Below are 23,940 nucleotides of genomic sequence, written 5' to 3'. Positions count from 1 at the left end.
GCGTGGCAGCCTACTTTAGGTTTGACTCGTCCAGTGTACGCAAGGTGTGCACGGTTTCTAAAGCTGCCTGCATGGCCTCTGCACCTTTATCTTCCGCGGAGTCTGCAAAGCCAGCGCGATCAACTGCTTGATCATAGTCGTTGACGGTGAGCACACCATTAGCCACCGGAGTGGATTCATCGAGCGCGATGCGGGTCAGCCCCTGGGTGACGGAATCACACACATAATCAAAGTGCGGAGTACCGCCACGGACAACACAGCCCAGTGCCACCACGGCGTCATGCGTGCGCGCCGCGGCCTGGACCACTACGGGGAGCTCCAAAGCGCCCACAACGCGCAGCGGGGTCACAACGGCACCGGCTGCTTCAGCGGTCTCCAGTGCGCGACGATGCAGCTGATCACAAATCTCGGCGTTCCACGTGGCGGTGACAACCGCGACGCGGAGTCCTTCACCCGAGACATTCTTCGGGGTTGGCAAGCCTTCCTTGCTCATTGGGTGCTCCTTTGTTTTAGTTTTCAGCTCGATTTTCCGGCTTAATGCCTTACGAGTGCTTCTGGTCCCATTCAGCGACCTGTGGCAGATCATGCCCCATCCGGTCGCGCTTCGTGCGCAGATAGCTGATGTTCTCCGCCGTCGCGGGGGTAGCCAACGCGGTGCGTGCGGTGGCATCAATGCCAAAGCCCTGTAGACCCTCGCCCTTGTGCGGGTTATTGGTCAAGAGGTTCACGGACTTCACGCCTACATCCCGCAGGATTTGGCCTGCCACGGAATACTCGCGGGCATCTTCGGGCAGGCCCTGCTCCACGTTGGCATCAACGGTGTCCATTCCCTTGTCCTGCAGGCGATAGGCTTTGAGTTTATTCACTAAACCGATGCCGCGGCCTTCCTGTCCGCGCAGGTAGATGACGATCCCGCGTCCTGCTTCCTGCACCGCACGAAGGGATTCCTGCAGCTGCGGCCCACAGTCACAGCGCTGAGAGGCAAAGACGTCCCCTGTAAGGCACTCAGAGTGGACACGAACGGGCACATCCTCCGCACCGCTATAACTCTCCACGTCACCAACGAAGAGGGCGATGTGCTCGCGCTTATCGACGTCACTCGAATAGCCCACCGCGCGGAACTCGCCGTACTCGGTGGGCAGGCGGGTTTCTACCTCGCGGCGGACCTGTTGTTCGTTGTGACGACGCCACTCGATGAGCTGCTCGATGGAAATCATCGTCAGCCCGTGAGCGTCGGCAAAGCGACGCAGCTCCGGCGAGCGGGCCATGTCCGTGGGGTCCTCTTCGGAGACGATTTCACACAGCACGCCGGCAGGGCGCAGACCGGCCAGCCGGGCCAGGTCGATGGCAGCTTCCGTATGCCCATCGCGTTCGAGCACACCATTCGGGCGGGCAGCGAGCGGGACCACGTGGCCAGGGCGTGTGAACTCCGACGGTTCAGAGGAAGGATCAGCCAAGCGCCGAATGGTGTCGCAGCGCGAGGTGGCGGAGATACCCGTCGAGCCGTTAGCCAAGTCCACCGTCACGGTGTAGGCGGTCTGGCGCACGTCCTGGTTCACCGCCAGCATTGGAGGTAGGTTCAACCGCTCACAGTCTTCCGGGAGCAGCGGCGCGCAAATGTAGCCGGAGCTATAGCGCACCATAAAGGCCACAAGCTCCGGGGTGGCGAGCTCAGCGGCGAAGATGAGGTCGCCTTCGTTCTCACGGTCCTCATTATCTATGACGACGACTGCCTTGCCGGCCGCGATGTCGGCGATGGCTTGGTCGACGCTATCTAAACTAAAAGCTGAATCTGCAGCGCTCATAAGGACTAACTCTATCCCTCTGTTCCCGCGCCGTGGGCGTTAGGGTGAACCATTTTCTCCACATACTTGGCAACCACGTCTACCTCGAGATTTACTCGGGCGCCTGGCTTCATGGAACCAAAGACGGTATCGCGCAGGGTGGTGGGAATGAGTGAGACTTCAAAGAAGGCTTCCGCACCGGGCTCTTCCTGCCCATCTGACAAGGCCGATACCGTCAGGGAGGTCCCCTGCACCGCGATGGAGCCCTTTTCCACCACGTAGCGCGCCAGCTCAGCCGGCAGACTAAAGCGCAATACCTCCCAGTGCTCTGAAGGCGTGCGGGACAGCAAGGTCCCGGTGCCATCGACGTGCCCCTGCACAATATGGCCGCCCAAACGCGTCGTCGGGAGCACCGCACGCTCGAGGTTAACCGGCGAGCCCTCCGCGAGCTCGCCGAGAGAGCTACGGTTTAAGGATTCCTTCATGACATCGGCGATGAAGGTCCCTTCTCCTAACTCAGCCACGGTCAGGCACACGCCGTTGACCGCGATGGAATCACCTAGTCGCGCGTCATTCAATACGGTAGATGCCGCAATACCCAACCGCACGGCATCACCCTGCGGTTCGACGCTATCGACGAGACCGATCTCCTCAACGAGTCCGGTAAACATAGACCGCACTTCCCTTTCTTTTTAACACTCTAAATCTTCTAGTCATTGAATCTTCTACCCATTGAAAGCTTGCCAGCTTTCAATGTTTCCCAGCTTTCAAAGCTTTTCATCCTTGCGATATTCCACAAGCAGGTCCTCGCCGAGCTCGGTAACCGCGCAACGCCGCCATCTTTGGGCGCGGGCCAAGTTCGACGACACAGCACTGGTGAGAACACCCCTGCCTTCACCGAGGATGACATTTCCTATATAAGCCTGGATCCGGTCGACACAACCTAGCTCCATGAAGCTTGTTGCGAGCCCCGCGCCGCCTTCGACGAGAATATCTCGGGCACCCGTGGCATATAGCTCATCTAGGGCCTCCTGTGGAGAGGCATAGTGCTCAAAACCTAGTCTCTCAAGGTTGGTTTGTCCTCCTTGAGACACATCCCGGGAGCCGATGACAACACGCCGCGGTTGCTGCGGGCGCAAGGAACCATCCGCACAGCGCGCCGTCAAAGACGGGTTATCCGCTAAGGCTGTGCCAGTTCCGATAAGGATGGCATCGCGCTGAGCTCGGTCACGGTGCACATGCTCGCGGGCCTGCTCCCCCGTGATCCACTGGCTGCTGCCATCCACTGCGGCGGTGAAACCATCCAGGCTCTGTGCGAACTTCAACGTGACGTGCGGGCGACCGAGTGCAACGGCGCACAGCCACGGCTCCAGCGCATCTGCTCCTTCTGCCGGTTCCGAGAGCTGTCCCACGGTGATGCCGGCGCGACGCAGAGTGGTTGACCCTCCCCCAGCTTGCGGGGTGGGGTCCGGGTGGAAGTAGTAGACAGCGGATACGGACGCATCGATAAGCGCCTGCGCGCAGGGACCAGTACGGCCCGTGTGATTGCAGGGCTCCAAGGTGACCACCGCGGTTCCACCGCGTGCCTTGTCCCCTGCATCGCGCAGCGCCATGACTTCAGCATGCGGTCCGCCCGGGGGCTGGGTTGCGCCGACGCCAACCACCTGCCCAGCGGAATCAAGGATGACTGCTCCCACCGGTGGGTTTGGGCTCGTTGTACCGCGCACCTGCTCGCCGGCCTCCATGGCTAGGCGTAACGCTTGCGCAAGGACAGCAGAATCGTGGCGTGGGTTCACAGCGTAGCCAATCGGCGCAGCTCCTCGATGGCCGCCGCCTTATCCGCCTGCTTGTAAATGGCTGATCCCGCCACGAAGGCATCGCAGCCCGCCTCGGCGGCGGAGCGGATCGTCTCGGCAGAAATGCCGCCATCGATTTCGATGAGGACGTCGAGGCCGCGCTCGTCAATGGCCGCACGCAAGGTGCGAACCTTGTCCAACTGATCCGGCATGAAGCTCTGACCACCAAAGCCAGGCTCAACAGACATGACGAGAACCTCGTCGAAGTGCTCCAAGGCATCCAGCCAGGGCTCAATCGGGGTGCCTGGCTTGATGGAGAAGCCCGCGCGCACCCCTAGGTCACGGATCTTGCGGGCCAAGGCGATGGCCGCTTCCTTATCGGCCACGGCCTCGACGTGGAAGATGATGCAATCAGCCCCGGCCTTGGCGTAGGTTTCCACCCACTTCTCCGGCTCCTCGATCATGAGGTGAACGTCGAGGGTCTGCGAGGTAATCCCGTCCACCGTCGCCGTAATATCCGGGCCGAAGGACAAGTTGGGCACAAAGTGACCATCCATGATGTCAACGTGGATCCAATCCGCGTTGGCCACGGCCTGAACCTCCTCACCCAAGCGGGTGAAATCAGCGGCCAGAATGGATGGGGAAATGATGGGACCAGACGAGTGTGCAGACATGACACTCAGCCTAGTCCCTCACGGGGCGCTAGTCCGCTACTCGGCGGAGGACGGCGAAAAACATTGCATCTGTTCCGTGGCGGTGCGGCCACATTTGGGCGGAGAGCTCGCTGCCGAGGTCTCCCATTTCCGGCAGCACCTCCCGCGCATCCAGCTCCTCGATACGCGCCTCTGTCCCAGCTCCATGGCGCTCCAAGGCCGCATCCACAATGCCTCGGGTCTCTCGCAGATCGGGCGAGCAGGTGGAGTACACCACAACACCACCGGGACGAACGAGCTCTAATGCGGATTCGAGGAGCTCGCTCTGGAGTTTGTTGAGCTCCGCAATATCGGACTCGGCCTTGCGCCAGCGAGCCTCTGGGCGGCGACGGAGCGCACCCAGGCCGGAACAGGGGGCGTCGACAAGCACGCGGTCGAAGCCTGCACCGAGACCCGGCGCACGACCATCCGCCCGATGCACGCGGACAGGTAGGTCTCCCACGGTCTTTTCCACCAAGGTAGCGCGGTGCGGAGAGACTTCTACGGCATCGACTTCCGCCCCCTCAATGCGGGCGATGGCACCCATCAAGGCAGCCTTGCCACCGGGGCCCGCACACAGGTCCAACCAGCGTCCGGTGTCGTCGCCGATGAGTTCAGCTTCCGTCACTGCGCGTGCGATCAGCTGTGATCCTTCGTCCTGGACCGCTGCCAACTTCTGACGGACGGGCTCTAGCGAGCCCGGGTCACCCTGCTCAAGATACACCGCATAAGGCGAATAACGCCCTTCCTCACAACCGGTAATGAGCGCAAGCTCTTCCGCAGAGATTTCGCCGGGCCGCGCTACCAAATGCACCAGAGGCCGCTCAGAATCCGCTTCGAGTGCGCGTTCCAACTCCGCTGTCTGTTCGGCGTTGAGCTTGCTCTCACCAGCGGCGTCCAGCAGGCCCAAGGCGCGTCCGAAAGAGCGGGCAATCCACTCCGGGTGGGCATGGCGGAAGGCCACAGCCGCGACCTCTTCCTTTGGAGCAAGCTTGTCTAGCCACCCTTGCGCAGGTGTGCGGGTGATGGTGCGCATAATGCCGTTGGCAAAGCCCTTGGCCTTTTCGTGGCCAGCTGCCTCCACGAGGCGGACGGTGGTATCGACCGCAGCATGCGCTTCAACGCGGGTGTACAGCACTTGGTAGGTGCCCATTCGCAAGGCGATGAGAACGTCAGGTGCAATGGCCTCTAGGCCGCGCGAAGCGCACTCGGCGATAACCGCATCAAGCACGCCTTCGCTGCGCAGCGTGCCGTAGGTGAGTTCCGTCGAGAAGGCTGCATCACGGCCGCTAAGGTTGTTCGCACTTACTACCTTTGGCAGCGTGAGGTTGGCAAAAGCATCATCGGCCTCTACACGCTGCAACACCTCGAAAGCCACCGCGCGTGGGACATCCACTCCGCAGCGCCGCGCTGCGGACATGAAGGACGCTGGCTGTCGGTCCCGGCGGCTGTGCTGGCGCTGTCCGCCTCGATTCTCTCGCTTTCCTTTAGTCTGGCGGTTAGTACCGCCACGTGCGGTTCTGCGTCCACCGCTGCGTTGCTGTTCGGCGCGCTCGGTGCGAGCTGCCGGATCACCGGACTTGCTGCGGGATCGGAAACCTCCACTCATGAAAACTTCACCTCATCCTGGCTGCCCTCTGCTGCTTGGGAAGCCTGGCTAGAAAGCCCGCGGCCCCAGTCGGCGGCATTCATCATCTTTTTGCCGGGCGGTTGGATCTGGCCTAGGCGCACCGGGGTGCTTCCGGTACCGACCACTACCTCCTTCTTCGCCACGTGTACTTCGCCCGGTTGCAGCGAAGTCAACGCGGTGGTGTCTGGCAACTCCTCTAGTTCTGCTGGCTCCACGATGCTGACCGGGCCTACCTTTAAGCGCGACTCCCCCAATAGGGTCCACGCGCCCGGCCCTGGAGTATGCGCACGGATATGGCGATCGACAACATCGGCCTGCGCGGTCCAATCGATTCGGGCGTCTTCCGTGGAAATCTTGTGCGCGTAGGTGGCCTCACCCGCCTGCGGCTGCGGGGTGATGCTGCCATCTTCCAAACCATTCATCGTCTCGACGAGCAGATCACCGCCGGCATACGCCAAGCGCGTCAGCAGGTCATCCGCGGTATCAGTGGGCCGGATTGTCTCTTCCATGGTGGCCAAGATATCCCCGGTGTCCAGGCCTCGATCAATCCGGAAGGTTGTAGCACCCGTTCGCTCATCTCCCGCAGCAATAGCAGCCTGCACTGGGGCAGCGCCACGCCACGCTGGGAGAAGGGAAAAGTGAAGGTTGACCCAGCCGTGCTTGGGAAGGCTCAAGAGGTCCTCGGTGATCAGGTTTCCGTAGGCGACCACTGGAATGGACTCGGGGGCGATCTCTGCTAGCCGTGCACGCAATGCATCGCCGTCCTCGGTGCCCTGCTTGAGGGTGGTCGGCGTGAGCACCTCGATGCCGTGTTCCTCAGCTAAGGCTTTCACGGGGCTCGGATGGACGCTGCGTCCGCGACCACGGCGGGCGTCGGGCCGAGTGATGACTGCGGCTACCTCATGATGGGACTCGATAAGCTTCTGCAAAGCCACAACAGCGGGCTCGGGGGTTCCGGCGAAAATAATGCGCACTGTGAAGGCAGGCCTTTCTTAGTTCACGTTGCTTGGGTTCTAGTTTTAATCGATGTGGGGCCGCACTGGCGTCAAAGCGTACGCGCGGCTATGAGTTAAACCACTCCGCTTGGCGGATGGTTTTCATAGATTCCTTGCGCAGTTCGTCGCTCAGGCGCTGGAGGAACAAGACACCATCCAGGTGATCTGTTTCGTGCTGTATACAACGCGCCATAAGCCCCGAAGCCAGCATCGATACAGGCCGGCCCTGCGGGTCGTAGCCCCGCAGACGCACCGTGGAGAATCTTTCGGTGGGCTGCGAAATACCTGGGATGGACAGGCAGCCCTCAGTTCCTAACTGCATGTCCTCCCCTACCGCTTCCCACTCTGGGTTGATTACCGCACCGCGCAGGCCGCTTTGAAAGTGTGAGCAATCGAAGACGAAGATGCGCTTAGTCACACCAATCTGGTTGGCGGCTAATCCGACTCCCCCAGCATCTTCCATGGTTTCCAGCATGTCCTGGGCCAAGCGTTCCAGTGACGGCCCGAACTCGGTGATTTCCTCGGCACGGGTGGTCAGGACCGGATCGCCATAAAGGCGAACCTCGCGCACAGTCATAGTGGTACTCCTCGAGGGCTAAACAGTGTGTCGGCTACCGAGAATAGTTCACCTCCAGCAGCGCGCGCCCGCCAGGGGTGAAAAGAACGCAGCCCTTAACCGATGTTGATTGGGTCCACGGTGATGCGCAGTGGCAACACATCCTTGCGTGCACTGCGCACGGAATTAGCCTTTCTCAAAGCCTGACCGAGCTCTGAACGCGGACCTAGTGGGGTACGAATCAATAGCCGCTGCGGCTCACCGCCGCGCTCATGGTCATAGTCACCTGGCAGGCTCACTCCCGGCGGCAACGGGACGGGCCCGAGAAGCTCCGCATGTTCCGGCAGTTCCGCCAACTCCAAAAACGCATCGAGGGAAGCATCGGCGCCATCGACGGCCGCCATATGCACAGCAGGTGGAAAGCGTACCTCGCGGCGTGCCTGCAATTCCGCTGCTGCAGCTCCCACCATGTCCCAGCGGCTCAAGAAGCCCACGAGTGGCAGTTGCTCATCGGCGGCAACGATCACCGCACCGCCGTCGCGTGCCGGCGCGACGAGAGTCGCAGCAGCCGCCCACTTGGCCAAAGTGTCCTCCGTGGCTCGCAGATCCTGGCGGCCCAGCAGCGCCCCGGTTTCCACCAAGAGGGCGGCGCCGTAGTGCCCACCCTCCGCGATGCGCGGTTCCGCGCCCGGTGTAGCGATAACCAGCGAGGGACCCGTAGGGATCTCATCGAGGACTGTGGAGCCGCCCGACTGAATCACCCTGGTATTGGGAAAAGCGCGGCCCATCTCTTCCGCCGTGCGTTCGGAACCCAGCACGATGGCGCGCAGCCGCGGCGAGCCGCAGTCGGAGCACCGATAATGAGCGTCAACGCGCCCACACCACCGGCACGTCGGCAGCGCAGCCGAATCTGTCGATTCATCCCTCGAAGCACCAGCGGAAGGCAGACCCAAGGGGCCATTGCAATGACGGCAACGCGCCGGGGACGCGCAGTGCCCACAAGCCAAAATCGGCGCATAACCCTTACGCGGGACCTGTACGAGAACAGGCTCACCGCGGTCGAGCGCCGCACGTGTGGCCTGAAATGCCGGGCCGCTGACAGCCGTCGTCCCGCCCTGCATGTGGCGGGCCAGATTAATCCCGTACGCACCCACCGCAAGGATGTTGGGGCGTCTCTTCTCCAGCGCTGTGTCGCTAGGTAAAAGATCGTGGGCCCACCCCGATTCAACAAGCAACTGGGCTTCTGCGGTGCGCGCATGGCCGGCGAGGACAAGGCTGCAGCCTTCCTGTGCCGAGCGGGTGCTAAGCACCTCCCTCGAATGGGCATAGGGCTTGAGGTTATCCACCAAATTATCGTCGCCGTCATTGAGGACAACGGCCAGCTTGAGGCCCTTGACTGGGGCAAAGGCTGCGGAGCGAGTACCGATGACGATCCGTGCTTGACCAGTTAAGGCGGAAAGATAGCGACGATAACGGGCCTGGGGCCCAGTACTGTGCGCGAGGACAGTGATTTGTTTGGCAGAAACGTGACGGCGAAACGCCGCCTCTAGGCAATTCAAGTCACGCTGATCGGGGACGACCATGAGCACGCCCCCGCCCTGCAGGGCCACGCTGGTTCCAAGGGCTGCCAAAGCACCGGCCCAGTCTTCCCCGGGTGCTATCTGCCAGGCTGCCCGGGCAATGTGCCCGGACAAGATCGAATCTACGAAGGACTCCCCGTGCTGGTAGCCCGACCACGCGGAAAGATCCGGATACTCGGCAGTGCCAAGTTCCTCCCACGGCGTATCCACGTCTGCTTCTTCGGCCTTGGCGTGGCGCGCCGGGATCGCGGTGCGAATGATGTCGGAGCGCACGCCGCCATAACGAGCCGCGAGGGATTCGATGAGCGCTGACATTGTCGGGGTGTACACCGCATAAGGAGAAATGACGCGATCAATATAACGAAGCGAACCCGCATAGTCGGAATCGCTAGCCCGCGACAACAAGATGGCGTCAACCAGACGACCATTGAAGCGGATGCGCACCCGCACTCCGGGCTGAGCAGCCTGTGAATCCGATTCATCAATGAGGTAGTCGAATTCTCGGTCCAAGTGGGCCACCCCTAACAAAGGCAACACCCGCGCGACCGGTTGTTGGGCGGCGGGTGTCTTCTTGGGCATAGGGCCCGATTCTACAGGCCGGCGGCGCGACGCAGGCCGTCGGCTCGCGAGGTGTCCTCCCACGGCAGATCGACATCGGTACGCCCGAAGTGTCCATAGGCTGCAGTCTGACGATAGATTGGACGCTGCAGGTCGAGCTCGCGAATAATCGCGGCCGGGCGCAGGTCGAAGACCTTATTCACCGCTGCCTGAATGTCAGCGTCGCTCAAGCCCTCGTGGGCAGTGCCGAAGGTCTCCACATACAGACCGACCGGCTTTGCACGTCCAATGGCGTAGGCAACCTGCACCTCGGCACGGTCAGCCAGGCCAGCGGCCACGATATTCTTAGCCACCCAGCGCATAGCATAAGCCGCGGAACGGTCCACCTTGCTTGGGTCCTTACCGGAGAACGCACCGCCACCGTGGCGGGCCATGCCACCGTAGGTGTCCACGATGATCTTGCGGCCGGTCAAGCCCGCATCACCCATGGGCCCGCCCAGAATGAAGGAGCCGGATGGGTTGATGAGAAGCTCAGTATCTTCGGTGTAGTACTGGCCCAAGTCAGCATCGTTCACGACCCACTCAACGACATGGGTGCGAAGTTGCTCGGCCAACCACTCCTGGGTCACATCCGGATCATGCTGCGTGGAGATCACGACCGTCTCCAAGCGCGTCGGCACATCATTTTCGTCGTAAGCGAAGGTGACCTGAGTCTTTCCGTCGGGACGGAGCGAAGGCACGATACCTTCCTTGCGGACGTGGGTAAGACGGCGCGAAAGGTGGTGGGCCGTCGAAATCGGCAGCGGCATAAACTCTGGAGTTTCATTCGTTGCGTAGCCAAACATGAGGCCCTGATCACCAGCGCCATACTGGTCATCATCCTCAAACGTCCCCGAACGCACCTCTGTGGAGGCGTCGACGCCGGCCCCGATCTCCTGGGACTGTTCACCAATGGCCACGTTGACGCCACAGGTGTGGCCATCAAAGCCCACATCGGAAGAGGTAAAACCGATCTCTACAAGGGTCTTGCGGACGATCTGCGGGATTTCAACATAACCGGAGGTGCGCACCTCGCCCACGACGTGGACTTGGCCCGTCGTCACGAGAGTCTCCACAGCGACGTGGGCGTCAGGATCTTCCTCCAGGAGGGCGTCAAGAATGGCGTCTGAGATCGCGTCACAAATCTTATCCGGATGACCTTCTGTCACGGATTCGCTAGTAAAAAGGCGCACCGCCTGAGCAGCTTTATCAGTCACAAATCTTCCTTAAACTAATTCCGCGCGCCGTGGGCAGGACTTCGCCTCACCCACGCCTCGGCTGTTAACACCGCCCCATCGTAGACCAAGCGGTCTACAACTGCAAGAACGAGCGCTACTTTTCCAACATTTCATTCACCACATCAAGAATCTGTGCGGCCACAACTTGCTTTGAGCCCGGGGCAACCACCACTGGGTCGGAAGAGCGACGAAGGATCCACCCGGCACTCGTGGCTTGGCCAAAGACCTTGCCCTCTCCGACCTCATTAGCCATGAGCACATCACAGCCCTTCTTCACAAACTTCTGCTGGGCATACTCAAGCACGCTAGTAGTCTCATCACCAGTCTCCGCAGCAAAGCCAACGATGATTGCCTCGCGCTTAACTTCACCATTCTCACGCCGCTGCACCAGACCCTTGAGTATGTCCGGGTTCTCCACGACCTCAAGGCTGGCCAAGTCCTCGTCTGCTGCGCCCTTCTTCATCTTCGAATCCGCCACGGACGCGGGACGGTAGTCGGCAACAGCCGCGGCCATGATAATGATGTCGGCATCGGCAGCTTCGCTATTCATCGCCTCCTGCATATCCCGCGTCGATGTCACGCGCACCACGGAAGCGCCTGCAGGGATGGGAAGCGCTTCAGTGTTTCCAGCAACAATAGTGACATCCGCCCCGCGTTGCGCAGCGATCTCCGCCAAGGCAAAACCCTGGCGTCCAGAAGAACGGTTGCCAAGGTACCGCACTGGATCGAGGTTCTCTTGGGTACCTCCGGCAGAGATCACAACCTTCCGGCCCTGCCAATCATGCTTCACGCGATGCCCCGCGATAATCGTACGAGCAAACTCCGCTATCTGCTCTGGTTCCGGCAGGCGGCCGGCACCCGTATCGGTGCCGGTGAGTCGGCCATGCGCCGGCTCCATCACGGTGATACCGCGCCGGCGGAGCGTTGCCACATTGTCCTGGGTTGCCGGGTTCAGCCACATCTCCGTGTGCATGGCGGGGGCAATGATGACGGGGCACGTAGCAACCAGCACGGAAGCGCTCAAAAGATCATCGGCGCGGCCACAGGCCAACCGGGCGATAAGATCCGCGGTGGCAGGAGCGATGACGACTGCATCAGCCTGCTGCCCCAAGGAAACGTGTTGGACCTCATCCACGGCATCAAAGACGGTTGTGGAGACCGGGTGTCCTGACAAAGCTTCGAAGGTGGCCGCCCCAACGAAGTTCAATGCGACCTCCGTGGGAACGACGCGGACATCATCGCCCTGTTCTTTAAAATCCCGAATAAGGTGACACGCCTTATAGGCAGCAATGCCGCCTGCCACGCCGATAAGGATTCGGCGGCCCCCTGCGGGCTTGGTCGACGCAGGTCTCAACTCTGAACTATCTGGGGTTTTCTGTACGTCCTTCACTCGGCCGATAGTACCCAAGACACAGCAAACCCACCGAAGCGCCTAGAGAGACACTTGGGTGGGTTTAGATTCAGAATGGCGCTAAGGCACTTTAAGAAGCTGCCTTGTTGCCTTCACGATGAGCAGGCTAGTTGCCTTCCTCGTGGTCCAGCAGGCCCGCGTCAATCTCGCGGAGGGCGATGGACAGCGGCTTCTCACCCGGTTCCGGGGTTACCAGTGGTCCGACGAACTCGAAGACGCCTTCATCCTGTTCCTGGTAGTAGCTGTTGATCTGGCGTGCGCGCTTCGCAGCGAAAATCACCAGAGCGTACTTGGACGAGACCTTGCCCAGCAGTTCATCAATCGGCGGATCGGTAATACCCGTCGGCGGATCGAATACTGGCTCCGGCTTCACGGCCTCAGAATTGGCAGGTGTGGTCACGTTGGTCACATGCACCTTTACTGTTGGTAGATGGTCAAAATCGTGGTCTATCCACGCAGGATAGCACTAATTGCAGCAACGGCCTCATCGAGATCTTCATTCACAACGATGTGGTCGAATTCCTTTTGCGCGGCAAGTTCCGTCTCTGCAGTATGCAGTCTGCGGTCAATGACATCCTGCGGTTCGGTCCCGCGCCCAGTTAGGCGCTCAACCAGAACTTCCCAGGACGGTGGGGCGAGAAACACGGTTTCCGCCTCCGGCATCGCCGCCTTCACGTTGCGGGCGCCTGCAAGATCAACCTCCACCAACACCGGACGGCCGGCCACCATCGCTTCCTGCACCGGCTGAGCCGGCGTCCCGGAGCGCTGCAAACCACCGTGGATCTCAGCCCATTCGAGCATGTCACCGGCATCAATATGTTCTTGGAAAGCCTCCGGGGAGACAAAGAAGTAATCCACCCCATCAGTCTCGCCGGGGCGGGGTTGGCGCGTCGTCATTGAGACGCTGAAGTAGAGGTTGTCAACATCATCACGCAGGCGCGAAACCACAGTGGACTTACCCACAGCGGACGGCCCGGCCAGAACGACCAGGCGCCCGCGTGCAGTTTCGTCAGCCATTGTGCTAATTACTCGCCGTAGCCGAAACGCTCGAGCAGGGCGCGGCGCTGACGGTCACCCAGGCCACGCAGGCGACGGGTCTGAGCAATCTCCAGGTCCTCCATGATTTCCTTGGCCTTGACCTTGCCAACCTTCGGCAGAGCCTCGAGGAGAGCGGAGACCTTGGTCTTGCCGATGATCTCGTCGGTCTCGGCCTTCTCCAGAACTTCCTGCAGGTTGGTCTCGCCGCGCTTCAACGCCGCCTTGAGCTCAGCGCGAGCCTTGCGGGCCTCAGCGGCCTTTGCGAGAGCTTCTTTGCGCTGCTCATCTGTCAACTTGGGAAGGGCCACGGGTTTCCTCCGATTTCATTAGTACGAACATTGTCATCTGATGGCTAGCACCAGAATCTCGGCTCACGGTGGGAAGATTTCCCCAGCGCGGGATAGCTTTTGCTACCTCCACGAACCGACTTCTGGCAATCCTAGCACTGGTCTGTACGCGGTGACGCAACGCGGCCCCTTTCATTTAAAGGTTCCTGCACGTCAACGCACATGCCTTAAACAAAATACCAGGTAAACAGCGCTCCTGTTAATCCAGCACGCCGCTACCTGGTCTGAGTATTAGTCCCGGAACTCCGCCGCCGTATCCACCACGGCTTTCCGCAGTTCAGAGGCATTAGGCCCCTGCGAAAGAATAGCCCTGGAGACGTTAGCAAAGCCCAGTTTGGGTGCCGCTGCGGTGAGTTGCCTTACATCCGCGGGCGTTGCGCCCTGGGCGCCGACTCCCGGCAGCAGCACTGGACCGTTTAATTGGTCTAATGCAGGCGGAGCTTCCACCGTCGCGCCCACGACCACGCCGAGAGCACCCACGGTGTTGTCTGACCCAGCCGCAGACGCATTGCGCTGCGCAAGCTCATCGACGACTCGTTGCGCCACGCTGCGGCCGTCGACACTCAACGACTGCAACGCCACGGCCTCCGGGTTGGAGGTCGCCGCAAGGACGAAGACCCCGCGTCCAGTGTCCTCCGCTAGGTCGAAGACTGGGCTCAAAGCGCCCACACCGAGGTAGGGCGAGACCGTCACAGCATCGGACCGCAGCGGCGAGTCCTCCCCCAGCCAGGCCTGTGCGTAGCCCGCCATGGTGGAACCGATGTCACCGCGCTTCGCGTCCGCTAGGCTCAAACAGCCCTGCTCTCGAAGGCCCGCCAGGGCCTCCTCGAGTACAGCGAAACCGCGAGAGCCGAAACGCTCAAAGAAGGCCACCTGCGGCTTCACCACCGCCGCGGTCTCCGCGAAAGCCTCTACACAGCGCAGCGTAAACGTGCGCAGACCATCCACATCAACCGACAGGCCCCAGGCCTCCAGCAAGTGCGGGTGGGGGTCGATGCCCACGCACAGGCGCCCGCGCTCCGCACCGGCTGCCACGAGGCGCTCGCCGAAAGACGGCGTCTTCCTAGTTGGCTGGGTCATGCTTAAGCTCCTGCAGCGCGCGTACCTTGAGGTCTCCGCGGCGCAGGGCTTCGATGCCCTGCACGGCTGCGGTCACGCCTTGGACGGTGGTCACCAGTGGAACACCCACGGATACCGCAGCGGCGCGGATGTCATAGCCATCGTGACGGGCGCCGGCGGAGCCTGCCGGGGTGTTGAGGATGAGGTCGACCTTGCCGCCGAGGATCTGGTCCACGATGGACTCCTCACCCTCCCCAGCTTCCGAGACCTTCCGGGCCACCTCGCACTCGACGCCGTTGCGGCGCAACATCTGCGCGGTACCGGCAGTGGCCACGATGGTGTAGCCCATGTAGGCCAGGCGCTGAATCGGGAAGATAAGGGTGCGCTTATCGCGGTTGGCCACGGAGACGAACACGGTGCCCTCGGTGGGCAGCTCACCGAAGGCGGCCATCTCACCCTTGGCATAGGCGGCACCGAAGTTATCAGCCAAGCCCATCACCTCGCCGGTGGACTTCATCTCTGGAGAAAGCAAGGTATCCAGCAGCTGGCCGTCGGGGCGACGGAAGCGGTTAAACGGCAGCACGGCTTCCTTGACCGCAATCGGGTGCTCCAGCGGCAGGGAACCACCGTCGTAAGTGGACGGAATGATGCCTTCCTCGCGCAGCTCCGCAATGGACGCACCCAGCATGACGCGTGCGGCAGCCTTAGCCAGCGGCACGCCGGTGGCCTTGGAGACGAAGGGCACGGTACGGGAGGCACGCGGGTTGGCCTCGATGACATAGAGAGTGTCATCCTTCAGGGCGTACTGAACGTTCATCAGGCCCTTGACGCCGATGCCGTGCGCTAGGCGACGCGTCGACTCCCGCACCTTCTCAATATCCTCCGGCCCCAGCGTCATCGGTGGCAGCGCACAGGAGGAGTCACCGGAGTGGATACCTGCTTCCTCGATGTGCTCCATGACTCCGCCGAGGTAGACCTCCTCGCCGTCACACAGCGCGTCGACGTCGATCTCAATGGCGTTATCTAGGAAACGGTCGACCAAGACTGGGTGATCCGAGGTGATCTCGGTAGCGCGCTCGATGTAATCGCGCAGCGAATCCTCGTCGTAGACGATCTCCATGCCGCGGCCACCCAGCACGTAGGACGGGCGGACCAGCACCGGATAGCCGATATTCGAAGCGACCTGGCGGGCCTCCTCAAAGGAGGTAGCGGTGCCGAAGGCCGGTGCAGGCAGCTCGGCTTCGGCAAGCACCTTGCCGAATTCACCGCGGTCCTCGGCCAAGTCGATGGCAGCGGCCGAGGTTCCCACGACCGGAACGCCGGCAGCCGTTAGGCGCTCAGCCAGGCCCAGCGGGGTTTGGCCACCCAGCTGAACGATGACGCCGGCAACTTCACCACAAGCGGCCTCCGCGTGGTAAACCTCCATGACATCCTCGAAGGTCAGCGGCTCGAAGTAGAGACGGTCGGCGGTGTCATAGTCAGTCGACACCGTCTCCGGGTTGCAGTTAACCATGACCGTCTCGTAGCCCTCACGGGAAAGCTCCAGGGCGGCGTGCACGCAGGAGTAATCAAACTCGATGCCCTGGCCAATACGGTTCGGGCCGGAGCCTAAGATGATGACCTTGCCCTTGGTCTTCTCGCTGCTCTCGCGCACCTCGGTCTCAGCGTTCGGGTCCATTTCATAAGAGCTGTAGTGGTACGGGGTCTGGGCTTCAAACTCACCCGCACAAGTATCAACGGTCTTGTACACCGGGCGAATGCCCAAAGACCAGCGCAAGGAGCGCACGCCATCCTCACCGGCGAACTCTGGGCGAAGAGCCGCGATCTGGGCGTCGGACAGGCCAAAGACCTTAGCGCGGCGCAGTAATTCAGCGTCCAGGACTGGCGCGCTCACGAGCTCCTCGCGGAACTCAACAAGCGCCTCAAGCTCGGCGAGGAACCACGGGTCGATGTGCGAGTGCTCGTGCAACTGCTCCACCGTGGCACCGAGGCGCAGAGCCAGCTCGACATCGTAGATGCGGCCCTCGGTCGGACGCTCCAGGTCCTTGAGAACGGCCTCCACGTCCGTTGCGCGCTCCCCAGCGAAGTACTCATCCGGCTTGGTCCAGAAACCAGAAGGCTTGCCCTCCAGCGAGCGCATGACCTTGTTCAGGCCGGAAATATAGTTGCGGCCGATACCCATGGCCTCGCCCACAGACTTCATCGTGGTGGTCAGAGTGTCATCGGCGCCCGGGAACTTCTCAAAAGCAAAGCGCGGGGCCTTGACGATGACGTAGTCCAGAGTCGGCTCGAAGGCCGCCGGGGTCACGCCAGTGATGTCGTTGCGTACCTCATCCAGGGTGTAGCCAATCGCCAGCTTGGCTGCCAGCTTGGCAATCGGGAAACCGGTGGCCTTAGAGGCCAGCGCGGAGGAGCGGGACACGCGCGGGTTCATCTCAATGGTGATGATGCGGCCGTCATCCGGGTTTACAGCGAACTGGATATTGCAGCCGCCGGTGTCGACGCCGACCTCGCGGATGATGGCGATACCCTGGTCGCGCATCTTCTGGTACTCGCGGTCCGTGAGGGTCAATGCCGGGGCCACGGTCACGGAGTCACCGGTGTGGACGCCGAGGGCGTCGACGTTCTCGATGGAAGCGATGACCACAACGTTATCGTCGCCGTCACGCATGAGCTCGAGCTCGAACTCCTTCCAGCCCAGGATGGACTCCTCGATGAGGACGTTCGCCTCCGGTGAGGCAGCCAAGCCACCGCCGGCAATGCGCTCAAGGTCCTCTTCGTTAAAGGCCAGGCCGGAGCCCAAGCCGCCCATGGTAAACGATGGGCGTACAACGACCGGGAGGCCAAGCTCGGAAACGGTCTCGTGGACCTCCTCCATCGTGTGGCAAACACGGGAGCGCGCGGATTCGCCACCGATGGAGGCCACGATGTCCTTGAATTTCTGACGATCCTCGCCGCGCTCAATGGCGTCGATATCAGCACCGATGAGCTCGATATCGTACTTCTTGAGGATGCCCAGCCGGTCCAACTGTACCGCGGCGTTCAGAGCGGTCTGGCCGCCCAGGGTTGCCAGCACGGCGTCGATGGGGTTGCCCTCTTCCTTTTCCTTCTGGAAGATCTTCTCGATGAACTCGGGCTCGATGGGCTCCACATAGGTGTGGTCGGCGAACTCCGGGTCCGTCATGATCGTTGCCGGGTTGGAGTTAACCAGCGTGACGCGCAGGCCTTCCTCCTTGAGCACGCGGCAGGCTTGGGTGCCGGAGTAGTCGAACTCGCAGGCCTGACCAATAACAATCGGACCGGAGCCGATAACCAGGACGTGATTGATGTCGTTGCGCTTTGGCATGTGTTTCTTCTTCCTTTTCCTGGTTGCGTTCTACTTGTTCGGGGACTTTTCAGTCATGAGCTCGATGAACTGGTCAAAGAGCGGGTTGGCATCGTGTGGGCCGGCGGCGGACTCAGGGTGGTACTGCACGGAGTACGCCATGCCATCCTTGAGCGCAACACCTTCGATGGTGTTGTCGTTGAGGCAGGTGTGGGAGACCACTGCCGGGCCGAAGTCGGTATCGAATTCCTCGCCGGCCGGGTCTTCCTTGCCCGAGGGGCTGGCCAAAGCAAACCCGTGGTTCTGGGAGGTGATATCGATCTTTCCGGTCAGCTGGTTGCGCACCGGAACGTTGATGCCGCGGTGGCCGAACTTCAGCTTGTAGGTGTCCATACCCAGCGCACGGCCGAGGATCTGGTTGCCAAAGCAGATGCCGAAGAAGGGGTACTTGGCAGCAAGGATGTCGCGCACGATGCCGACCATGGTGTCAGCGGTAGCCGGGTCGCCCGGACCGTTGGAGACAAACACGCCGTCTGGGTTGTACTGCTTGATCGTCTCGAACGGGGTGTTGGCGGGAACCACGATGGTCTCGATGCCGCGCTCGGCAAAGTGCTTCGGGGTGGCGGTCTTGACTCCCATGTCATAGGCCACGACGGTAAAGCGCTTCTCCCCTACGGCTGGGAAGGTATAGACCTCATCGGTCGAGACTTCTTCGGACAGGTCAAGGCCGGCCATGGAAGGTTGGTTCTTGACCTCAGAGACGAGCTCCTCGACGTCCCGCTCAGCGGCCTCTCCGGAAAAGATACCTGCCTTGATGGAGCCGTGATTGCGCAGGTGGCGCACCAAAGTGCGGGTATCGATTCCCCCAATACCGATGATTCCCTGCTTCTCCATCTCCTCCGGCAGGGAGCGGGCGGCACGCCAGTTGGAAACGCGGCGGGCCAGATCACGGATAACTAGGCCGGCAACCCAGATCTTGTCGTCATGGGACTCGTTGTCCTCATCGTTCCAGCCCGTATTGCCAATCTGCGGCGCAGAGGCGACGACGATCTGGCGGTGGTAAGACGGGTCCGTCATGGTCTCCTGGTAGCCCGTCATGGCGGTGGTGAAGACGGCCTCGCCCAGAGTCGTACCGGTGGCGCCGAAGCCGAAGCCTCGGAAGGTGCGGCCATCAGCGAGGACCAGGATGGCGGGGGTGGTGGTAGTGGAAGTCACTGTGTGTTGAACCTTTCAGTGAATTTTCTCGGTGAAGGGTTGGTTGTTTTGGGGACGTGCGTTGGTTACTTAAGTGTCGAGCAACTCTGATTGTCGATTATCCCGATTACTTGGCCGCCTCGCTGGCGCTTTCAGCCGCTAGGTCGTAGGTCACCGCGCCACGCAGGATGGTGTAGGCCACGCGTGCACCGAATTCCTCCCCCTCATAGGGGTTGTTCTCCGACTTCGAAGCCAGACGCGTGGAATCCGATACCCACTTGTGCTTGGGATCGACGATGGTGAGGTTGGCTGGCTCGCCCACCGCAATCGGGCGGCCATGACCAGGCAGGCGAGTAATCTCTGCCGGACGCTCCGACATGACGCGGGCGACGAAGCGCCAGTCGGCCAGGCCGGTGGCGACGAAGAGCTTGGCGATGACCGCAAGGGAGGATTCCAGTCCCAGCATGCCCGGCTTAGCGTGCTCGAACTCGACACACTTGTCTTCGCTGCCGTGCGGAGCGTGGTCTGTGGCCACGACGTCGATAAGCCCGTCAAGCAAGGCCTGGCGCAGGGCCAGGGCGTCGGATTCCTCGCGCAACGGTGGGTTGACGCGGTAGACGCCGTCGTAGGTCACCAGCTTGTCATCGGTCAGCAGCAGGTGGTGCGGGGTCACCTCGGCGGTCAGCGGAATACCCTGTTCCTTGGCCCACTTGAGCAGCTCCACGGTGCCCTTCGTCGAAGCGTGGCAGATGTGCATGCGGTTGCCGTAGTCACGCGCGAGCAGTGCGTCGCGGGCGACGATGGATTCCTCAGCGACGCGCGGCCAGCCGCGCAAGCCCAGGCGGGCGGCGACCTCGCCCTCGTGGGCGCTAGCGCCTTCGGTCATGCGGTGGTCTTCTGCGTGCTGGGCCAACAGGACGTCAAGGCCCTTGGCGTACTCCAAGGCACGGCGCATGAGCTGCGGGTCTTGGACGCACTTGCCGTCGTCAGAGAACATGCGCACCTTGGCGTCTGAGCGGGCCATCATGCCAAGCTCGGTCAGGGTCTTGCCCTCGAGGCCCTTCGTGATGGAGCCGACTGGATGGACGTCGCACAGGCCATGTGCCTGGCCCTTAGCCCAGACGGACTCGGCGATGATGGGCTGGTCCGTCACCGGTGAGGTGTTGGCCATGGTGAACACGGCGGTAAAGCCGCCCTTGGCGGCAGCGCGCGAGCCGGTTTCGATGGTCTCGGTGTCCTCGCGGCCCGGCTCACGCAGGTGAACGTGCATGTCCACCAACCCCGGCAGCAGCACGTTGCCGCCACCGTCGATAGTGCGGTCCACCTCAACTGCCGGGGTCACGGCCCCGGCGTCCCTGGCGTCCCCGGCATCGGCGGCAGTGCCGATGGCCTCGATAACGCCATCCTTGATCAGGAGGCTCGTGGGCTCGCCCTCGCCATAAGGGCGGACGTTGGTGATGAGCAAGGTGCCCGCCGCAGGAGCCGAGAGCACGCCGGTGTCTGGATAAATAGTCATGGTTTCTGAAAAGCTCTCCTCGTTGGTATGTGAGATAACTCGATTTAGATACCGGCGTTCTCGCCGTTCGTCAGCAGCGTAAAGAGGGTGGCCATGCGCACATGGACACCGTTGTTGACCTGCTGGAGCACTGCGGTGTTGTCAAAGTCAGCCACGGCATAGTTGATCTCCATGCCACGAACCATGGGGCCTGGGTGCATGATGATGGCATCCTTCTTCATGGCCGCGGCGCGGTCTTTGGACAGCCCGTAGAGGGAGGCGTATTCGCGGTGCGAGGGGAAAAAGCCACCGTTCATGCGCTCTGCCTGAACGCGCAGCATCATGACGACGTCCGCCTCCGGCACCTCGGCGTCGAAGTCATGGGAGACCCGCGCCGGCCAAGTGTCGACGCCGAAAGGCAACAGCGTCGGCGGAGCGACGAGCGTGACCTCGGCTCCCAGGGTGGACAACAGGTCCACGTTGGAGCGCACGACGCGGGAGTGCTGGCAATCACCAACGATGGTGACTTTCAGTCCCTCGAAGCCCGTGCCTGCAGCGGAGCGATCCGCTCCTAGGTGCAGGCGCTGGCGCATCGTGACGGCGTCGAGAAGCGCCTGCGTGGGGTGCTGGTGAGAGCCATCGCCGGCGTTGATGACGCTCGGCCCCTGCCCTTCAGGTGCCACCCAGCCGGCGAGCTGCTGCGCAGCACCCGAGGAAGGGTGGCGCATGATGATGGCATCTGCGCCGATCGACGTCAAAGTCAACCCGGTGTCCTTGAGGGACTCGCCCTTCTTGACCGAAGACGTCGACGCGGAGAGGTTGATGACATCAGCCGACATCCACTTACCCGCCGTTTCGAAAGAAGAACGGGTGCGGGTGGAGTTTTCATAGAACAAGGTGAAAACGGTGCGCCCGCGCAGCGTGGGCAGCTTCTTGACTTCGCGGCCTTCGAGGGCTTCCCGGAAACGGTCGGCCTCATCCATCAGCCCAAGGATCTCCTCGGCGCTGTGGTCGGCGATATTAATGAGGTGCTTCATTTATGCCTCCTTGCCGGGCTGTGCAGTGAAGCGGGTGAGAACGACGGCATCGCGGCCATCGATATCAGCGTTGTACACGGTGACGTCCTCGTCGCGCGCGGTGGGAATGTTCTTGCCCACGTAATCAGCACGGATGGGGACCTGGCGGTGTCCACGGTCCACGAGGACTGCGAGTTGGATGATGTCGGGACGGCCGATGTCCGCGAGGGCATCGAGTGCGGCACGGATAGTGCGGCCGGAGTATAAGACGTCGTCGACAAGAATCACGGTGGCGCCGTTAATGCCGCCGTCGGGCACCGTCGTAGGCTGCAATGCACGGTGCGGGCGGGCATAGAGATCATCGCGGTACAGCGTGATGTCTAGGGAGCCCCAAGGAACCTCCACCCCGGAGAATTCCTCAATTTTTTCGGCAAGGCGCTGCGCCAACGGCACGCCACCAGAGGGAATGCCTAAGAGCAGGACTCGAGCGGAATCACTCGAATCTAGCGCTGTCTTTTCAATGATCTGGTGCGCGATGCGTGCGACAGTGCGCGCGACGTCTTTCGAGCTCAACAGCTCGTTGGACTCCGCGTGGGTGCCGGTTTCACTCATCGTGACCTCCTTCCCCGCCTCACGGTGCGGTCTTTAAAGGATGTCGGACAATGGTTAAAAGGACTTGTCTATGCTTGAAAGCCAGCACTAACCATAGCACTCTTCAGGCGTGCTGTGTACGCCCTCGCACCCCGAATCTTTTGAGGCAGGTCCCTAGACAGTGAGTTTTACTACCCAGCACGTTGTTCCAGCCCCGCGCGAAGAGGTTTGGCAATGGCACACCCGCCCGGGAGCGCTCGCGCGCCTCACCGCGCCTTTCGGTTTCATGACTCCCCTGCAGCAGGCTGAGTCATTAGCTGATGGGACTTCTATCTTGGGGTTTCCTGGTGGTTTGAAATGGGTCGCCCGGCATGATTTGAGTAGGTACCAGCCGCGGCGTTCTTTCGCTGATGTCTGCATCAATGCCCCCTTCCGTTCGCTGGCCAATTGGCGCCACGAACACGTCTTTGAAGACCACCCAGAGGGCACACTCATCACCGACAAGGTGGACACCCGCATCCCCACGGGGGCAGTGGAATCGATTTTTGCCTACCGGCAGCAGCAGCTCATTGAGGATTTTCGCTTTGCTCAGCGGCTGGGTGCTCTCAACGCCGAGCCCCGCACAATAGCAATAACTGGTACGCACGGCACGATAGGCACTGCTGTGGCCGCACAGCTCGGCACCTTGGGCCACACCGTCATTCCGCTCGTGCGCTCTAAACCAGGTGTCGGCGAGCGCCTGTGGCGGCCTACTGTGCCCGCCAAAGATTTGCTGGACGGCGTTGATATCCTCATCCACCTGGCCGGCGAGCCGATTTTCGGGCGCTTTAATACCGCGCACAAGGAAGCTATTCGGGATTCACGTGTAGGCCCTACTCACCTGCTGGCGCAGCTGGCGGCCGAGACTCCCTCCGTGACTGCGATGGTCTGTTCTTCCGCTATCGGTATCTACGGCCCGGACCGGGGCGATGAAGAACTGACCGAAGGCTCGGAGCGCGGTGAGGGCTTTTTGGCCGATGTCGTGACGGCGTGGGAGGATGCTTGCGCGCCGGCACGTGAGGCCGGGAAACGAGTAGTGAACCTGCGCACCGGCATCGTGCAATCTGCCAACGCGGGAATCCTGCCGCTGCTGCGGGCGCTGTTTTCTACTGGCCTAGGCGGTGCATTTGGCAAGGGCAGCATGTGGAATAGCTGGGTTGCGCAGGATGATCTCTCAGATATGTTCGTCCGCGCCGCCCTCGACCCTGCCTGGAGCGGTGCCATCAACGCGGTCTCTCCCACCCCGGTGCTCAATCGCGATTATGTGGATGCCCTCGGCTCACTCCTTCACCGGCCGACCGTCATCCCCATTCCCAGCGTTGGTCCAGCGCTACTGCTGGGTAAGGAAGGTGCGCGTGAGCTGGCACTGGCCAACCAAAAGGTCCTTCCCACGCGCGCGGAAGCGCTGGGCCACACCTTCCGCTACCCCGACATCGCTCCAGCGCTCGCCCACGAGCTCGGTGGCGAAAAACTCGTCGAGGCCCCCACCTGCGCACCCGGGGAAGACGGCTCCGGTAGTGTCGGGGCCGGAAAAGATTAAGAAAAATGTAGCGAAGT

General features: G+C 61.6%; 21 protein-coding genes. 1 reads left to right on the top strand and 20 read right to left on the bottom strand.

Features of this window, described 5'->3' with window-relative positions; all coding sequences use genetic code 11:
* Positions 1-10 precede the first annotated feature (10 nt).
* The 20 genes from ribH to pyrR all read right to left on the bottom strand — a co-directional run bounded on the left by ribH (position 11) and on the right by pyrR (position 22,365).
* On the bottom strand, positions 11-493 hold the full coding sequence (gene ribH, locus HMPREF2781_RS00470; RefSeq protein WP_070444904.1) for a 6,7-dimethyl-8-ribityllumazine synthase: 483 nt from the start codon (positions 491-493) through the stop codon (positions 11-13).
* Positions 494-542: 49 nt separating this feature from the next.
* Positions 543-1,805: a bifunctional 3,4-dihydroxy-2-butanone-4-phosphate synthase/GTP cyclohydrolase II gene (locus HMPREF2781_RS00465; protein WP_070444907.1), complete on the bottom strand. Its 1,263-nt coding sequence runs from the start codon at positions 1,803-1,805 to the stop codon at positions 543-545.
* 11 nt (positions 1,806-1,816) lie between these two features.
* Complete coding sequence (locus HMPREF2781_RS00460; protein ID WP_070643454.1) at positions 1,817-2,455, bottom strand: riboflavin synthase; 639 nt, start codon at positions 2,453-2,455, stop codon at positions 1,817-1,819.
* 96 nt (positions 2,456-2,551) lie between these two features.
* Positions 2,552-3,580, bottom strand: coding sequence for a bifunctional diaminohydroxyphosphoribosylaminopyrimidine deaminase/5-amino-6-(5-phosphoribosylamino)uracil reductase RibD (gene ribD / locus HMPREF2781_RS00455; RefSeq protein WP_083276435.1), 1,029 nt, complete (start codon positions 3,578-3,580; stop codon positions 2,552-2,554).
* Entirely contained in the window at positions 3,577-4,254 is a 678-nt protein-coding gene (rpe, locus tag HMPREF2781_RS00450; protein ID WP_070444913.1) for a ribulose-phosphate 3-epimerase, read from the bottom strand. Before rpe ends, ribD begins: the two co-directional genes overlap by 4 nt.
* A gap of 28 nt (positions 4,255-4,282) precedes the next feature.
* Complete coding sequence (locus HMPREF2781_RS00445) at positions 4,283-5,881, bottom strand: RsmB/NOP family class I SAM-dependent RNA methyltransferase (protein ID WP_070444916.1); 1,599 nt, start codon at positions 5,879-5,881, stop codon at positions 4,283-4,285.
* The gene (gene fmt / locus HMPREF2781_RS00440) at positions 5,878-6,876 is read right to left on the bottom strand and encodes a methionyl-tRNA formyltransferase (protein WP_070643451.1); all 999 of its coding nucleotides are present in this window, start codon (positions 6,874-6,876) and stop codon (positions 5,878-5,880) included. Before fmt ends, HMPREF2781_RS00445 begins: the two co-directional genes overlap by 4 nt.
* 88 nt (positions 6,877-6,964) lie before the next feature.
* On the bottom strand, positions 6,965-7,474 hold the full coding sequence (gene def, locus HMPREF2781_RS00435; RefSeq protein ID WP_070643449.1) for a peptide deformylase: 510 nt from the start codon (positions 7,472-7,474) through the stop codon (positions 6,965-6,967).
* A 95-nt stretch (positions 7,475-7,569) separates the two neighbouring features.
* A complete protein-coding gene (locus HMPREF2781_RS00430; RefSeq protein ID WP_070643446.1) occupies positions 7,570-9,612 on the bottom strand; it encodes a primosomal protein N' in 2,043 nt (680 codons plus the stop codon).
* Between the two features lie 11 nt (positions 9,613-9,623).
* Entirely contained in the window at positions 9,624-10,847 is a 1,224-nt protein-coding gene (metK, locus tag HMPREF2781_RS00425; protein WP_070643443.1) for a methionine adenosyltransferase, read from the bottom strand.
* A 115-nt stretch (positions 10,848-10,962) separates the two neighbouring features.
* Complete coding sequence (gene coaBC / locus HMPREF2781_RS00420; protein ID WP_070643440.1) at positions 10,963-12,222, bottom strand: bifunctional phosphopantothenoylcysteine decarboxylase/phosphopantothenate--cysteine ligase CoaBC; 1,260 nt, start codon at positions 12,220-12,222, stop codon at positions 10,963-10,965.
* A gap of 163 nt (positions 12,223-12,385) precedes the next feature.
* Positions 12,386-12,688, bottom strand: a complete 303-nt coding sequence (gene rpoZ, locus HMPREF2781_RS00415; protein ID WP_010186799.1) for a DNA-directed RNA polymerase subunit omega — start codon at positions 12,686-12,688, stop codon at positions 12,386-12,388.
* Positions 12,689-12,726: 38 nt separating this feature from the next.
* On the bottom strand, positions 12,727-13,296 hold the full coding sequence (gmk, locus tag HMPREF2781_RS00410; RefSeq protein WP_070444933.1) for a guanylate kinase: 570 nt from the start codon (positions 13,294-13,296) through the stop codon (positions 12,727-12,729).
* Positions 13,297-13,304: 8 nt separating this feature from the next.
* Complete coding sequence (gene mihF, locus HMPREF2781_RS00405; protein WP_010186801.1) at positions 13,305-13,625, bottom strand: integration host factor, actinobacterial type; 321 nt, start codon at positions 13,623-13,625, stop codon at positions 13,305-13,307.
* A 270-nt stretch (positions 13,626-13,895) separates the two neighbouring features.
* The gene (gene pyrF / locus HMPREF2781_RS00400; protein ID WP_070643437.1) at positions 13,896-14,744 is read right to left on the bottom strand and encodes an orotidine-5'-phosphate decarboxylase; all 849 of its coding nucleotides are present in this window, start codon (positions 14,742-14,744) and stop codon (positions 13,896-13,898) included.
* Positions 14,728-18,069 (bottom strand): carbamoyl-phosphate synthase large subunit, encoded by a 3,342-nt coding sequence (gene carB / locus HMPREF2781_RS00395; RefSeq protein WP_070643434.1) that lies wholly within the window; start codon positions 18,067-18,069, stop codon positions 14,728-14,730. The genes pyrF and carB overlap by 17 nt, the downstream gene beginning before the upstream one ends.
* Before the next feature lie 30 nt (positions 18,070-18,099).
* Complete coding sequence (gene carA, locus HMPREF2781_RS00390; RefSeq protein ID WP_070643431.1) at positions 18,100-19,263, bottom strand: glutamine-hydrolyzing carbamoyl-phosphate synthase small subunit; 1,164 nt, start codon at positions 19,261-19,263, stop codon at positions 18,100-18,102.
* A gap of 106 nt (positions 19,264-19,369) precedes the next feature.
* Positions 19,370-20,758, bottom strand: coding sequence for a dihydroorotase (locus HMPREF2781_RS00385; RefSeq protein ID WP_070643428.1), 1,389 nt, complete (start codon positions 20,756-20,758; stop codon positions 19,370-19,372).
* Positions 20,759-20,802: 44 nt separating this feature from the next.
* Complete coding sequence (locus HMPREF2781_RS00380) at positions 20,803-21,774, bottom strand: aspartate carbamoyltransferase catalytic subunit (RefSeq protein ID WP_070643425.1); 972 nt, start codon at positions 21,772-21,774, stop codon at positions 20,803-20,805.
* Positions 21,775-22,365 carry a bifunctional pyr operon transcriptional regulator/uracil phosphoribosyltransferase PyrR gene (pyrR, locus tag HMPREF2781_RS00375; protein WP_070444952.1) on the bottom strand — a complete coding sequence of 197 codons (591 nt, stop codon included), beginning with the start codon at positions 22,363-22,365 and terminating at the stop codon, positions 21,775-21,777.
* Positions 22,366-22,525: 160 nt separating this feature from the next.
* On the opposite strand from pyrR, the gene HMPREF2781_RS00370 reads away from it, so the two are divergent.
* A complete protein-coding gene (locus tag HMPREF2781_RS00370) occupies positions 22,526-23,923 on the top strand; it encodes a TIGR01777 family oxidoreductase (protein WP_070643422.1) in 1,398 nt (465 codons plus the stop codon).
* Positions 23,924-23,940 lie beyond the last annotated feature (17 nt).

Source organism: Corynebacterium sp. HMSC062A03 (genome assembly GCF_001811145.1).
GTDB classification, from domain to species: domain Bacteria; phylum Actinomycetota; class Actinomycetes; order Mycobacteriales; family Mycobacteriaceae; genus Corynebacterium; species Corynebacterium aurimucosum.
This window is presented reverse-complemented; position numbering and strand designations above follow the sequence as displayed.

Coding starts and splice junctions, on each gene's coding strand:
- ribH (WP_070444904.1), bottom strand. CDS start 493: ATGAGCAAGGAAGGCTTGCCAACCCCGAAGAATGTCTCGGGTGAAGGA.
- HMPREF2781_RS00465 (WP_070444907.1), bottom strand. CDS start 1,805: ATGAGCGCTGCAGATTCAGCTTTTAGTTTAGATAGCGTCGACCAAGCC.
- HMPREF2781_RS00460 (WP_070643454.1), bottom strand. CDS start 2,455: ATGTTTACCGGACTCGTTGAGGAGATCGGTCTCGTCGATAGCGTCGAA.
- rpe (WP_070444913.1), bottom strand. CDS start 4,254: ATGTCTGCACACTCGTCTGGTCCCATCATTTCCCCATCCATTCTGGCC.
- HMPREF2781_RS00445 (WP_070444916.1), bottom strand. CDS start 5,881: ATGAGTGGAGGTTTCCGATCCCGCAGCAAGTCCGGTGATCCGGCAGCT.
- def (WP_070643449.1), bottom strand. CDS start 7,474: ATGACTGTGCGCGAGGTTCGCCTTTATGGCGATCCGGTCCTGACCACC.
- HMPREF2781_RS00430 (WP_070643446.1), bottom strand. CDS start 9,612: ATGCCCAAGAAGACACCCGCCGCCCAACAACCGGTCGCGCGGGTGTTG.
- gmk (WP_070444933.1), bottom strand. CDS start 13,296: ATGGCTGACGAAACTGCACGCGGGCGCCTGGTCGTTCTGGCCGGGCCG.
- pyrF (WP_070643437.1), bottom strand. CDS start 14,744: ATGACCCAGCCAACTAGGAAGACGCCGTCTTTCGGCGAGCGCCTCGTG.
- carB (WP_070643434.1), bottom strand. CDS start 18,069: ATGCCAAAGCGCAACGACATCAATCACGTCCTGGTTATCGGCTCCGGT.
- HMPREF2781_RS00385 (WP_070643428.1), bottom strand. CDS start 20,758: ATGACTATTTATCCAGACACCGGCGTGCTCTCGGCTCCTGCGGCGGGC.
- HMPREF2781_RS00380 (WP_070643425.1), bottom strand. CDS start 21,774: ATGAAGCACCTCATTAATATCGCCGACCACAGCGCCGAGGAGATCCTT.
- pyrR (WP_070444952.1), bottom strand. CDS start 22,365: ATGAGTGAAACCGGCACCCACGCGGAGTCCAACGAGCTGTTGAGCTCG.